We start from the raw sequence: 12,367 nt of genomic DNA, 5'->3' as shown, positions 1-12,367 counted from the left end.
CCCCGCCGCAAGCGCCCCCGCCCATCGAGACCGGCGACCCGCTGATCGACGCCGCGGCCGCGGCCGGAAGCGTTCAGGTCGAGCGGGACGGCGCGCGGCTCAAGGTCGCCTGTGTGTTTGACCCGTGCGCGCCCTGCCCGCTGGCGTTTGCCTTCGCGGGCTGCCGGGTGGAAACGCGCGGGGATCAAAAATTTTTGCTGCTCGAGCTTACAAGTCCTGATTATGGGACAGCAAAAGATGTAGAATAAAAATATCGAAGAAAGGAGAATGCAAAATGGAACTGATTTATAAAATGGTGAACGGACATGTAGAGGCCTATGACAGGAGCGGGGCATTTTGCTTCTCCGCCGATACGATGCAGGAGGCGATGGCGGAAGGCGCGGGTCGTGCGGCATAATCGCAGATATTTCACACAAAATAAAAGCTGCTTCCTGTTGGGAAGCAGCTTTTTTGAGGATTACGCGTCCATCAGGGACATGGCGCGGTACAGCATTTCACAGGCGGTCTTGCGCGTGATCTTGTCGGAAGGCTCATTTTTGGCCTCGTCCGGCAGCACCTCGGCGGCGGCCAGGCGGGCGGTGGCCGAAGCGGCCCAGGCGGGCGCCATGCTGTTTTCAAGCGCCGCGGCTTCTACCGGGGCGTCCAGGTTTTCCGTCAGCAGGTTGTTGACGATCACGCTGGCTTCCGCCATGGTGATCGGGTTGCCGCCGCGGATTTCCGCATTGCCCGAAGCGGTCAGGTAGCCGCTGATAAGGCCGGTGTTCGCGGCCGCGCTGATATAGGGCTTTGCCCAGGCGGACAGGCCGGAGTCGTCCGCAAAATCGGTCTGCGCGGTCTGCGTGATCGGGAGGCGGGCGACGGCGGACGCCATTGCGATAAACTCGCTGCGCGTTACGGTGTCGTCGGGATGGAAGAAGTAGGACGCGCCGATCTTCTCGCCGGTGATCGCGCCGCATTCGGACAGGCGCAGGGCGGCGTAATGCGCGCTGTCGGCGGACATGTCGGCATAGGTCATTTTCGCGGCATTTTTACGGATTTTCAGCTTGACCTGCGCAGGTTCGGAGACGTTGCCCAGGGTGTCCACCGCGGCATAGGTGAATTTGTCCGTGCCGGTCTTGCCTTCGGTCGGCGTGTACTGCAGGGTGCTGCCCTCGACCTTGGCCGTGCCCAGGCGCGGCGCGTCAACCAGTTTAAAGATCACGGCGTCGCCGTCCGCGTCGGTGGCGGAAAGCGGGAGCTCGACGTAAACGCCGGTATAGGTTTCGCCCTCCACGGGGGAGGCGACCGGTGCGCTGCCGGCAGAGGCGGTCAGGATTGCGGCTTCGTCAATGGCTGCGGCTGCGCCGGCAGTGGACCAGAAGCCGAAGGCGGACGGGAGGGACAGGCCGAACAGGGGAAGTGCAAGGACTGCGCATAACAGGGTGCGCAAGGATGCGCTGCGATTTGTTTTCAAAGTAAGATTCCACCCTTTCTTCAAGTTATTTAAAGTTATTTTTGACGCAAAAGATGGAATTATTCTAAAAATAAATGACAAAAACGGGAAGATTTCAGTATCTATGCCAAATCGTTCGATAAATCAAAATAAAAGTTCTAAAACCCTTGCTGCACGGCGGCGGTTGTGGCATAATTTTAGTGTTAGATAAGATTGAGAAGGGAGATTCTTCATGCAGAAGCACCAACTTGTTTTGGTTTTGGATTTTGGCGGGCAGTATAACCAGCTGATCGCGCGCCGCGTCCGCGAGCATAACGTATACTGTGAAGTGAAGTCCTACAAGACCCCGATCGAGGAAATCCGCGCCCTTGCGCCCATCGGTATCATCTTTACCGGCGGGCCGAACAGCGTTTATGAGGCGGATTCCCCACGTTGCAGCAAGGAAATTTTCGGGTTGGGCATCCCGGTGCTCGGCATTTGCTATGGGTGCCAGCTCATGGCGCAGCTCCTCGGCGGCGAGGTCACCGCGGCGCAGGACGATTCCGCGCGCGAATACGGCAAGACGCAGACCTATTATTCCACGGGCTGCAAGCTGTTCAAGGGGCTGCCGCAAGAGGGCATTTCCTGGATGAGCCACAGCGACTATATGGCCAGGGTGCCGGAGGGGTTCGCCCTCGTCGGCCATACCGCGATGTGCCCCAATGTTGCAATTGCGGACGAGGGGCGCGGCTTCTACGGCGTGCAGTTCCATCCGGAGGTCAACCACACGGAGAACGGCGCCCTGATGCTGAAGAACTTCCTCTATGAGATCTGTAACGCAAAGGGCGACTGGACGATGGAGGACTACAAAAATACGTCGATCCAGGCCATCCGCGAAAAGGTCGGGGACGGTAAGGTGCTGCTTGCGCTGTCGGGCGGCGTGGACTCTTCGGTCGCGGCGGCGCTGCTGGCCGAGGCGGTCGGCAACCAGCTCACCTGCGTCTTTGTCGATCACGGCCTGATGCGCAAGGACGAGGGCGACGAGGTCGAAGCGGCATTTTCCAAATGGGAGATTAACTTTGTCCGTGTGGACGCGGAAAAGCGTTTCCTGGACAAGCTGGCCGGCGTATCCGAGCCGGAGGCCAAGCGCAAGATCATCGGCGAGGAATTTATCCGCGTCTTTGAGGACGAGGCGCAGAAGATCGGCAAGGTCGATTACCTGGTGCAGGGCACCATTTATCCCGATGTGATCGAGTCCGGCGCGGGCGACGCGGCGGTCATCAAGAGCCACCATAACGTGGGCGGCCTGCCGGATTATGTTGATTTCAAGGAAATCATTGAGCCGCTGCGCCTGCTGTTCAAGGACGAGGTACGCCAGCTTGGCCGCGAGCTGGATCTGCCGGAATACCTGGTCATGCGCCAGCCGTTCCCGGGCCCCGGCCTGGCGATCCGCGTCATCGGCGACATTACAAAGGAAAAGCTGGACGTGCTGCGGGAAGCGGACTTTATTTTCCGCGACGAAATTGCAAAGGCAGGCCTGGGGGCTACGATGAACCAGTACTTTGCCGTGCTTACCAATATGCGTTCAGTCGGCGTCATGGGCGACGGCAGGACCTATGATTATACGCTTGCCCTGCGCGGCGTAACCACGACCGACTTTATGACGGCCGATTGGGCGCGCATCCCGTACGATGTGCTCGACCGGATTTCCGTACGCATCGTCAATGAGGTGGGGCATATCAACCGGATTGTGTATGATATCACCTCGAAGCCGCCGGCAACGATCGAGTGGGAATAATATTGCCCTGAATCCGCAGAAAAGCGCCGGATATGCATCAATGTGCATATCCGGCGCTTCTTTTTTGCTTGCGGCATTTCCGCGGGGCGAAGCCGCCGTCCCGTCTACCGGTTATGGGCGGGACGGTAGTCGTGCTTTGTGATTTCCTTCAGCCAAAACAGGTACTCTTCCCGGTGGATGCTGTCTTTTAAGAAGACAAAGCTGAAGCTGTGGGTAAAGGTATTCGCACTGAAGGATAGCTTTACGAGTTGCCCGCTGTCCAGTTCCCGCTGCGCAGCGGCCTGGTACATAAAGCTGATGCCGAGGTTGTTTTTGACAAGCTCTTTGATGGCGTTTAAATTGCCGACCTCGCAGACGTCGGTAAAGCTGCGAAGGGACAGGTTGAGCTCTTGCAGGATATGCTCGAGGACTTCCCGCGTGCCGGAACCTTTTTCGCGCACGATCAGCCGCTCCTTGAAGATATCGGGATAGGGCGGCGCGCTTTTGGCCAGCGGATGGCCGCTGCCGCAAACCGCGATAAAGGGTTCGGCGGAAAATTGCTGCACCTCGTATTCCGCGCTGTTAAAATACCCTTCCACCAGGGCGACGTCGATTTCCCCGTCCTGCAATTTGCGCAGGAGCATCTTTGTATTGAGTACGGGCATCTTGATCTGGAGGTGCGGGTAGGTTTCCAGGAGACGCGTTAAGATTGTGGGCATGACGTATTCCCCAATGGTCAGCGTCGTCCCGATCCGGAGCTGTAACGGTTCCGGATGGTCGCTGCGGAGCAGCTCAAGTACGCGCGTGCTGTCGGATTGCATTGTGGACGCAAAGCGGTAGAGCAGCTCCCCCTTGGGGGTCAGGTTCAGAGTGCGGTTTGTATAGGTAAATAATTTGCCGCCGAAATATGTTTCCAGGTAGCGGATATGCTGGGAGACCGCGGGTTGGGTAAGGTTTAAAATCTGGGCGGCCTTGGTATAGCTTTTCATTTTGCATAATACCAGGAAGGTATCTAGCCGTGGATCCAACATGCACATCACCATAAATTAGACTTATATATTTATTAATATTTATAATTTGATTATATAGAAATCATATGCTAAAATCAACATCGAAAGTAAAAATACAGTCAAATTAGAAGGGGATGCTAATTAGAAATGAAGAATTATGCCCGACTTGCCCCCGGCATTTTGTTTTGCCTCGTCGTTGCAGTCGCTGCGTGGATTGCAGGCCAGCTTTGCAATATCGTCGGCGGGCCGGTATTTGCCATCCTGTTCGGTATGGCGATTTCCATGCTGATGAAAGACAAAAAGAGGCTGCACGCGGGGATCGGTTTTACCTCTAAAAAGGTGCTGCAATACGCAGTCATCCTGTTGGGTTTCGGCATGAACTTGTTTGTGGTACTGGAAACGGGTAAACGCTCGCTGCCCATCATTATTTCGACGATCCTGTCGTCACTGATCGTGTCCTTTATTTTGCAAAAGGCGCTGCATATCCATAAAAAGACCGCGATCCTCGTCGGGGTGGGGTCTTCGATCTGCGGCGGTTCGGCCATCGCGGCCACCGCGCCGGTGGTCGACGCGGACGACGACGAGGTCGCGCAGGCGATTTCCGTCATCTTTTTCTTCAACATCCTGGCCGCCCTGCTGTTTCCCGCATTCGGCACTTTCCTGGGATTTGATACGACCGGCGGGGAGGCGTTCGGCATTTTCGCAGGCACGGCCGTAAACGATACCTCCTCCGTCACGGCGACAGCGTCCACCTGGGATACGATCTATCACCTGGGCTCCGCCACGCTGGATACGGCGGTTACGGTCAAGCTTACACGTACATTGGCGATCATCCCGATCACGCTGGTCCTTGCGCTGTACCGGGCGCATATGGAAAAGAGCGAGGCGGGCGCTGGAGAAAGGGTAAAGCTGCGCAAGGTCTTCCCGTTCTTCATTATCTGGTTTATCGTAGCGTCCCTGATCACCACCGTCACATCCGCATGCGGCATCCCGGTGGCAATCTACGACCCGATCAAAACGTTGAGCAAATTCCTGATCGTTATGGCGATGGCCGCGATCGGTATGAATACTAATATTGCAAAGCTGGTTAAAACCGGCGGCAAGCCGCTGCTGCTCGGCCTTTGCTGCTGGGTGGTGATCATTTCCGTCAGCTTGGTTTTTCAAAAAACCATGGGCATCTGGTAATAGGCCACGGTTTACCCGCACGATAGGAAAGCCCGCAAGCACCATTTCCCGGTGCTTGCGGGCTTTTTGTGCCTTATGTAGAGGGCGGCGTGCCCCCATGCAGGAGCGCCGTCCGATGGCGCCGGTAAAAGAGCAGGCCGGCCAAGTCGGCAAGAAGCCAGCCGACCGGGATGGCGAGCCAGATACCAGTCACGCCGAGCGGCACGGCAAGCACATATGCGAGGAGGACGCGCATACCGAGCGAGATGGCCGTCAGCACGACGGACATCGCAGGCCGGTTGACCGCGCGGTAAAGCCCGTAAAACAGGAACAGGCACCCGATCGCCCAATAGAACGCGCCTTCCATCCGCAGGTAATGTACGCCTGCTTCTATCATTGCGGTTTCATGGGGCTGCACAAACAGCAGCATGAGTTTTTCGGCAAAGGCAATGACCAGGATGGAAATGAGGATACAGAAGCACACCGAAACCCGCACGGCTTGCCGGATGCCTTCGCGGATGCGTTTTGTTTTCCCCGCGCCGTAGTTCTGGGAAATAAACGTGGAAAAGGCGTTCCCGAAATCCTGTACCGGCATATAGGCGAAGGAGTCGATTTTGACGGCGGCGGCGAAAGCGGCCATTACGACAGGGCCGAAGCTGTTGACCAGCCCCTGCACCATCAGGATGCCGAAGTTCATAACCGACTGCTGGACGCAGGTCAGCACGGAAAGCCGCCCGATGTCGCGTAAAATCGTCCCGTTCCAGCGCAGATGGCGCCGCGCGGGGCGCAGGCCTTTGCAGCGCAGCAGGGTAAATAGGAGGATGCCGAGCCCGGAAACATACTGCGCGATGACTGTGGCGGCCGCGGCCCCGCCCACGCCCCACGAAAATTGCAGCACGAACAGCAGGTCGAGCGCGATGTTGAGCAGCGCGGAAACCGTGAGGAACGCCAGCGGCACGGCGGAATTCCCGAGTGCGCGGAGCAGGCAGGAAAAAAAGTTATAAAGGAAGGTTGCGGCAAGCCCGGCGAAGATGACCCATAGATATTCCCGCATGGGCGCGTAGACCTCCTGCGGCACCCGCAGAAAGGACATGAGCGGGTCAATAAACAGGTAAACCGCCGTATTGAGCAAGAGCGTGATCAGGGAGATCAGGCAGAAGGCATGTACGATGCCGGCCTTCAGCCGTTCACGGTCGCCCTGACCCTGGTAAATCGCAAACAGCGCCCCCGCACCCATGGACAGGCCGAGCAGGATGGAGGTCAAGAAGGTCATGAGGGTATAGGCCGAGCCGACCGCGGCGAGGGCGTCCCGGCCGAGGAATTTCCCGACAATCAGGGTGTCCGCAATGTTGTAGAACTGCTGCAAAAGGTTCCCCGCGATCATCGGCAGGGAGAACAGGAGAAGGGTTTTGAGGATGTTCCCGTTTGTAAGGTCGCGATACATGGCATCACCTGTGAATCATGATATTTCGTTATTGATAAAATAATAGCATATATACATACAAAACGCAATTATATACTTTCGTATTGATATTATATGCGGCTTGTGTTATGCTTTCCATTAGGAGGCGATCGCATGTATCTGAGTGGGTTGGACGAGTTGGATCAAAAAATATTGCAGCTCCTGATAGAAAACGCCCGGTATTCCTATTCGGAGATCGGAGAGCGGGTCGGGATCTCGCGGGTTGCGGTCAAAGCGCGTATCAACGCGCTCGAGGAGCGCGGGATCATCGAGGGATATACGGCGGTTATCAACCCGCAAAAGCTGAGCGGCGCCATATCCTGTTACTTTGAAATAGAGACCCGCCCGGATACCTTTTTACAGGCGACGGCGCAGCTTTCGGGCTGTCCGGTTGTCACGCAGATTTACCGGATTACCGGCAACTGCAGGCTGCATGTGCATGCGGTTGCCGCAGGCCAGGAGGAAATGGAACGGTTTATGGCCGAGACGCTCGATACGCTTCCCGGCGTTACCGCCATCAGCACGAACGTCATCCTGTCGCGCATCAAGGACGTCAAGGGGCTGCGGCTGTGAAGCCGGCGGGCGTATGCACAGGAAGGGATTGGCCCATCCTACTGGATAGGCCACACAAACGAATTGGAATAACATAGGAGGGGCTTATGCAGATACGGAAAGAGGAGCGGCGCGACTGGGATGCGGTGTACGAAGTGGTAAAAACCGCGTTTCAGGGCGCGGCGCACAGCGATGGGCAGGAGCACAACCTGGTCGTGGCGCTGCGGGACAGCGCGGCGTTTATCCCGGAGCTGTCGCTGGTTGCAGAGGACGAGGGCAAGATTGTCGGGCATATTATGTTTACCAAAATCGGGATTGGCACGCATACGGGGCTGGCGCTGGCGCCCTTGGCCGTCCTGCCGGAATACCAGGGGCAAGGCGTCGGCGCTACCCTGGTACGCGAAGGGCACCGGGTTGCAAGGGCGCTGGGATACCAGTATTCCGTCGTGCTTGGCAGCGAAACGTATTATCCGCGGTTTGGATACCGCCCGGCCGCACAGCTTGGCATCCGCGCGCCGTTCCCGGTGCCGGATGAAAATTTTATGGCGCTGCCATTGTCCGATACGGCGGCACAGTGCAGCGGCACAGTCGTATATGACGGGGCGTTCGGGATTTAGGCAAAGCGCTTCCTGCGGATGCCGCGGCAAAAGAATTTGCGCGGCCGGGTGCATCACGTGACAAAATATGATATAATAACCGCACATGGTTATTGGGCGGTTGTCGCCCGCAGGGTACCGGGAAAAGTATCCCGCAATATATTTTTTGACAGATGAGAGGAGCAGTTTCACCGATGAAGCAGGACATGATTGTCATTCTCGACCTCGGTTCCACAGAAAACACCACCATTGCGCGCGCCATCCGTGCGCTCGGCGTGTACAGCGAAATCCATCCGCATGACATCACCCTGGAGGAACTCCGCGCGCTGCCGAACGTCAAGGGCGTGATCCTGAACGGCGGCCCGAACCGCGTGGTAGACGGCGCGGCGGTCGACGTAGCGCCGGCGGTTTATGGATGCGGCGTGCCGACGCTCGCAGTCGACCATCCCGGCGCCCAGGGCGAGGTGCTGGCGTCCTGGCCGGAAGGGCAGGCTGCGTGCATGGAGGCGTTAAAAGCCTTTGTGTTTGGCAGATGCCAGGCACAGGCGAACTGGAATATGGAGAACTTTATCGCCGACCAGGTGGAACTGATCCGCCGGCAGGTAGGGGATCGCAAGGTACTCCTGGCGCTTTCCGGCGGCGTGGATTCCTCGGTCGTGGCCGCGCTGCTCATCAAGGCGATCGGCAAGCAGCTCACATGCGTGCATGTCAACCACGGCCTGCTGCGCAAGGGCGAGCCCGAGCAGGTAGTCGAGGTGTTCCGCAACCAGATGGAGGCGAACCTCGTTTATGTGGATGCGGTCGACCGTTTCCTGGGCAAGCTGGCAGGGGTGGAAGACCCGGAGCAGAAGCGCAAAATCATCGGCGCGGAGTTCATCCGTGTGTTTGAGGAAGAGGCGCGCAAGCTGGACGGCATCGAGTTCCTGGGGCAGGGCACGATCTACCCGGATATCATCGAGTCGGGCACCAAGACGGTCAAGGCGGTCAAGAGCCACCATAATGTCGGCGGCCTGCCAGAGGATCTGGACTTCGCGCTTGTCGAGCCGCTCAAGATGCTCTTTAAGGATGAGGTGCGCGCATGCGGCAAGGCGCTCGGCCTGCCGGACGGCATGGTTTACCGCCAGCCGTTCCCCGGCCCCGGCCTTGGCGTGCGCTGCCTGGGCGCGATCACGCGCGACCGGCTGGAAGCGGTGCGCGAGTCCGACGCGATCCTGCGCGAGGAATTTGCAAACGCCGGCCTGGAAGGCAAAGTCTGGCAGTATTTTACCGTTGTACCGGACTTTAAATCGGTCGGCGTGCGCGACGGCAAGCGTACCTTTGACTGGCCGGTCATCCTGCGTGCGGTCAATACCATCGACGCGATGACCGCCACGGTGGAGGACGTACCGTTTGCGCTGCTGCAAAAGATCACCGGGCGTATCACCCATGAGGTGCCCGGCGTCAACCGCGTGCTTTACGACCTGACGCCCAAGCCGAGCGGCACGATCGAATGGGAATAACTTAAAAATAGGGATACCGGCAGCCCCGAGGCTCCGGTATCCCTATTTTTTGCAATAACCCCCCCTGCGCCATGTCAGGCACAGGGGGTTGCTGTTTTGTTGTGCGGTTACAGGGTGATCCGCTTGGCTTCCATATAGTAGCGCTTTTCGTGCGCTTCGCCCATGGAAAAGGTCTTGCGCGGCAGGACGCCGTCCAGGATGACGCCGCGGAACAGGTCGTTCTTTTCAATATCCGGCAGCAGGAAGCCCATGTTGCCTTCCTTGGAACCGAGCTGGGAGACAACGTCTTCGCCGTGGATGTAATCGATCCTGGCGTCGGCGTTCTTCGCCAGGTAGTCGTCCAGGAACGCCTGCAGCGTGGCGAGCGGGATCGACCACTTGGGGTTCTTGACGGCCAGCGTTTCCCGGCGCGTCGCGGTGCAGAACGGGAAAACATGCGTGTCCGCCGCATGCCCCGCGGAACTGGCAATGGAAACCGTGCAGCCGTGTTCGCCGTAGAACTTCTTTGCGCTTTCCAGCAGGTGGTTTGCGGACACATTGAACATTACGCGGTGGATCGGCTCGATGATCAGGCTTTCGTCATGGATATTGACGACTTCGACCAGTGCGAAACGCGCGGGGTGATCCGCCTGATCCTCCGGGGACAGGCCGGCCTTGACGGTCTCCCAATAGGCCTTTGCGGTCGCCATGGAATGGTTGCCGTCGCCGACGGCGAAGGGCAGCAACGCGAGGTCTTCGGTCAGGCTGTACTTTTTGTTGAAGGTATCGCGGTCGCACAGCGCGGCAAGGCCGTTTTCGATGGCGTCGGTCTCCGCGCCCTGCGGGATAAACCAGCCGTTGATGTGGCCGCCGTCCTGCATCAGGTCGGTGTCGTACAGCTTCTGGAACCGGTCCAGCCGGTCAAACAGCGGTTCGATAACCGTGCGGTCCGGGTCGTCGATCAGCAGCATGATGTGCGGCAGTTCCAGCGACGCGCCCTGGCGCACCTTGAGGCGGGGCGGGATGCGTTCCTCAACCGTCTTTTCGGTGGGGCGGATCAGGGACTGGGACCCGGGCTTGTAATCGTAGGCTTCCAGGTCGACCGACAGCATGAGGCCGCGGCGCGGGCAGCTCCCGCCGGAAAAGCGCTCGGTCAGCACCATGCCGGCCGGGAGCTCGGTGAGGATGCCGTCCTGGACATATTGTGCCATCGTACGGTGGATATCGTCCACACGGTCAGACACGTCGGCCTCTTCGAGATAGACCTCGGGCAGGGTAAGGCGCAAGGTGGAAGGCGCGCTGCCGACGATTTCGTCGGTTTGATCCCAGTACTCCGGCTGGGAGGTGTATTGGTCACAGGCGACGACTGCCCACTTGGACAGGTCTGTGCCGCTTTTGGGCATCATAATCTGGGGAACGCGTGTGCAACGGTTCGGCATGGTTTCGATCCTCCGTTTATATGTAAAATGATTATTTTCATTATAGCAGACATCGGCGTGAAAAAACAGGCAAAGGATTTGGAAATTAAAAAACTGTGAAAAATAGTCGAAAAAAGCGGGAAGCCCGGTAAGGTTTTACGCCAGTTTGCAGATCCTGGGGAAAACACCCGCATGAAGCCGCGCGCTTTTGACCATACTGGATCATAAGTAAGCGGGAAATGGAGGAAGGTTTATGAGGATCCCAAAGCATATCGGCATTATCCCGGATGGGAACCGGCGCTGGGCGCAGCAACGTGGCATGGAAAAGCAGGATGGCTATACGTTTGGGCTGGATCCAGGCGTGGAGGCGCTCCGCCTGGCGCAGCAATATGGCGTGGAGGAAGTCACGTATTACGGTTTTACCACGGACAACTGCAGGCGGCCGCGCCCGCAGGTGCATGCGTTCCAAAAGGCGTGCCTGGACGCGGTTGAACGCATCGGGAGGTGCGGCGGCGAGCTGCTCGTCGTGGGCAACGACCGGTCGCCGGATTTCCCGCAGCCGCTCGGCCGCTACCGCACACGCACGCGAGTAGGCGACGGCAATATCAAAGTCAATTTTTTAGTCAATTACGGATGGGAATGGGACGTGGAACCGCTGATGCAGCCGCATGGCCGCCGCCAGATCGTACAGGGGCTGCGCTCGCACGACGTTTCCCGGATTGACCTGGTGATCCGCTGGGGCGGTATGCGGCGGCTTTCCGGGTTCCTGCCCGTACAATCGGTGTACGCCGATTTTTATGTCGTGGACGAACTGTGGCCGGATTTTTCGCCCGACCAGTTCCATGCGGCGATCGACTGGTACAGCCGGCAGGACGTCACACGCGGCGGATAAGGCCGGCCGGGCGCCGGCATACGGAGGAGCTTCTTTAAAATAACGGTTCCATCCGACGCGTTTCCTTTTTGGTTTCATGTTTTGTTTGAAAAAATGCAAACGCGCAGCTTTTGGTAACCTGGACAGATATTGCATTTCATATTCAAAGTTTTTTGGCGCACAATACTAACAGCAAAACCCCAAAAACGAAATTTGAAATCGAAAAGGAGAGAAACACTATGTCTACTCAGAATGGTTCTAACAAGGGTATGGTTCCGGAAGCTCGCGCTGCAATGGATCGTTTCAAGATGGAGGCTGCTTCCGAGGTTGGCGTTAACCTGAAGGAAGGCTACAATGGCGATCTGACTTCCCGTCAGGCCGGCTCTATCGGCGGCCAGATGGTCAAGAAGATGTGTCCGGTACGACTCATGAAATTTTGCCGCAATGACCGCACGGCCGCCGGACATATGCGGGTCGTTACTTATCGAGCGGGTATTACAGGTTAAAAGGGCGCGTTGCAGAATATAATTCTGTGACGCGCCCTTTTATTGTGGAAGATCAAAAATGCTTGTGCATAAAGCCAGGTGATAGGCACAACAGGATACAGCAAGCACGATACCAATATATA

The 12,367-nt window shown here is 57.6% G+C and carries 13 protein-coding genes; 9 read left to right on the top strand and 4 right to left on the bottom strand.

From position 1 onward, the window contains the following. Both CZ203_RS14420 and CZ203_RS15225 read left to right on the top strand, forming a co-directional pair. The coding region (locus CZ203_RS14420; RefSeq protein WP_200809407.1) for a hypothetical protein at window positions 1-248 on the top strand (248 nt) is incomplete at its 5' end. 26 nt (window positions 249-274) lie between these two features. Continuing rightward, window positions 275-397, top strand: coding sequence for a hypothetical protein (locus CZ203_RS15225; protein ID WP_264472888.1), 123 nt, complete (start codon window positions 275-277; stop codon window positions 395-397). Between the two features lie 60 nt (window positions 398-457). Here the strand turns inward: CZ203_RS15225 and CZ203_RS01560 are convergent, their stop codons facing one another. Beyond that, window positions 458-1,453 carry an Ig-like domain-containing protein gene (locus tag CZ203_RS01560; protein ID WP_087064332.1) on the bottom strand — a complete coding sequence of 332 codons (996 nt, stop codon included), beginning with the start codon at window positions 1,451-1,453 and terminating at the stop codon, window positions 458-460. A gap of 211 nt (window positions 1,454-1,664) precedes the next feature. On the opposite strand from CZ203_RS01560, the gene guaA (CZ203_RS01555) reads away from it, so the two are divergent. Then, on the top strand, window positions 1,665-3,209 hold the full coding sequence (gene guaA, locus CZ203_RS01555; RefSeq protein WP_087064331.1) for a glutamine-hydrolyzing GMP synthase: 1,545 nt from the start codon (window positions 1,665-1,667) through the stop codon (window positions 3,207-3,209). A 104-nt stretch (window positions 3,210-3,313) separates the two neighbouring features. Here the strand turns inward: guaA (CZ203_RS01555) and CZ203_RS01550 are convergent, their stop codons facing one another. After that, window positions 3,314-4,219, bottom strand: a complete 906-nt coding sequence (locus CZ203_RS01550; RefSeq protein WP_227104493.1) for a LysR substrate-binding domain-containing protein — start codon at window positions 4,217-4,219, stop codon at window positions 3,314-3,316. A gap of 126 nt (window positions 4,220-4,345) precedes the next feature. Here CZ203_RS01550 and CZ203_RS01545 point away from each other — a divergent pair, with 126 nt between their 5' ends. Next, window positions 4,346-5,383 carry a YeiH family protein gene (locus CZ203_RS01545; RefSeq protein WP_087064329.1) on the top strand — a complete coding sequence of 346 codons (1,038 nt, stop codon included), beginning with the start codon at window positions 4,346-4,348 and terminating at the stop codon, window positions 5,381-5,383. A gap of 73 nt (window positions 5,384-5,456) precedes the next feature. Here the strand turns inward: CZ203_RS01545 and CZ203_RS01540 are convergent, their stop codons facing one another. Then, entirely contained in the window at window positions 5,457-6,806 is a 1,350-nt protein-coding gene (locus tag CZ203_RS01540; protein WP_087064328.1) for an MATE family efflux transporter, read from the bottom strand. 132 nt (window positions 6,807-6,938) lie between these two features. Between CZ203_RS01540 and CZ203_RS01535 the strand changes: the two genes are divergently transcribed. The 3 genes from CZ203_RS01535 (at window position 6,939) to guaA (CZ203_RS01525) (ending at window position 9,471) form a co-directional block, all read left to right on the top strand. Continuing rightward, on the top strand, window positions 6,939-7,397 hold the full coding sequence (locus CZ203_RS01535; protein ID WP_087064327.1) for an Lrp/AsnC family transcriptional regulator: 459 nt from the start codon (window positions 6,939-6,941) through the stop codon (window positions 7,395-7,397). Between the two features lie 86 nt (window positions 7,398-7,483). Then, window positions 7,484-7,993, top strand: a complete 510-nt coding sequence (locus CZ203_RS01530; RefSeq protein ID WP_087064326.1) for a GNAT family N-acetyltransferase — start codon at window positions 7,484-7,486, stop codon at window positions 7,991-7,993. A gap of 173 nt (window positions 7,994-8,166) precedes the next feature. Beyond that, a complete protein-coding gene (gene guaA, locus CZ203_RS01525) occupies window positions 8,167-9,471 on the top strand; it encodes a glutamine-hydrolyzing GMP synthase (RefSeq protein WP_087064325.1) in 1,305 nt (434 codons plus the stop codon). Window positions 9,472-9,578: 107 nt separating this feature from the next. Here guaA (CZ203_RS01525) and CZ203_RS01520 read toward each other — a convergent pair whose 3' ends face one another. After that, window positions 9,579-10,889: a DUF1015 domain-containing protein gene (locus tag CZ203_RS01520; RefSeq protein WP_087064324.1), complete on the bottom strand. Its 1,311-nt coding sequence runs from the start codon at window positions 10,887-10,889 to the stop codon at window positions 9,579-9,581. Window positions 10,890-11,121: 232 nt separating this feature from the next. On the opposite strand from CZ203_RS01520, the gene CZ203_RS01515 reads away from it, so the two are divergent. Together CZ203_RS01515 and CZ203_RS01510 are read left to right on the top strand one after the other, a co-directional pair. After that, a complete protein-coding gene (locus CZ203_RS01515; protein WP_087064323.1) occupies window positions 11,122-11,760 on the top strand; it encodes an undecaprenyl diphosphate synthase family protein in 639 nt (212 codons plus the stop codon). Window positions 11,761-11,978: 218 nt separating this feature from the next. Beyond that, window positions 11,979-12,245, top strand: coding sequence for a small, acid-soluble spore protein, alpha/beta type (locus CZ203_RS01510; protein ID WP_087064322.1), 267 nt, complete (start codon window positions 11,979-11,981; stop codon window positions 12,243-12,245). The last annotated feature ends 122 nt before the right edge of the window (window positions 12,246-12,367 follow it).

Source organism: Intestinibacillus massiliensis (assembly GCF_900155735.1).
Classification (GTDB): domain Bacteria; phylum Bacillota; class Clostridia; order Oscillospirales; family Butyricicoccaceae; genus Intestinibacillus; species Intestinibacillus massiliensis.
Note: the sequence above shows the minus strand (reverse complement) of the source record. Positions and strands in the feature narration are given on the sequence as shown.

Coding starts and splice junctions, on each gene's coding strand:
- CZ203_RS15225 (WP_264472888.1), top strand. CDS start 275: ATGGAACTGATTTATAAAATGGTGAACGGACATGTAGAGGCCTATGAC.
- guaA (WP_087064331.1), top strand. CDS start 1,665: ATGCAGAAGCACCAACTTGTTTTGGTTTTGGATTTTGGCGGGCAGTAT.
- CZ203_RS01550 (WP_227104493.1), bottom strand. CDS start 4,219: ATGTTGGATCCACGGCTAGATACCTTCCTGGTATTATGCAAAATGAAA.
- CZ203_RS01545 (WP_087064329.1), top strand. CDS start 4,346: ATGAAGAATTATGCCCGACTTGCCCCCGGCATTTTGTTTTGCCTCGTC.
- CZ203_RS01540 (WP_087064328.1), bottom strand. CDS start 6,806: ATGTATCGCGACCTTACAAACGGGAACATCCTCAAAACCCTTCTCCTG.
- CZ203_RS01535 (WP_087064327.1), top strand. CDS start 6,939: ATGTATCTGAGTGGGTTGGACGAGTTGGATCAAAAAATATTGCAGCTC.
- CZ203_RS01530 (WP_087064326.1), top strand. CDS start 7,484: ATGCAGATACGGAAAGAGGAGCGGCGCGACTGGGATGCGGTGTACGAA.
- guaA (WP_087064325.1), top strand. CDS start 8,167: ATGAAGCAGGACATGATTGTCATTCTCGACCTCGGTTCCACAGAAAAC.
- CZ203_RS01520 (WP_087064324.1), bottom strand. CDS start 10,889: ATGCCGAACCGTTGCACACGCGTTCCCCAGATTATGATGCCCAAAAGC.
- CZ203_RS01515 (WP_087064323.1), top strand. CDS start 11,122: ATGAGGATCCCAAAGCATATCGGCATTATCCCGGATGGGAACCGGCGC.
- CZ203_RS01510 (WP_087064322.1), top strand. CDS start 11,979: ATGTCTACTCAGAATGGTTCTAACAAGGGTATGGTTCCGGAAGCTCGC.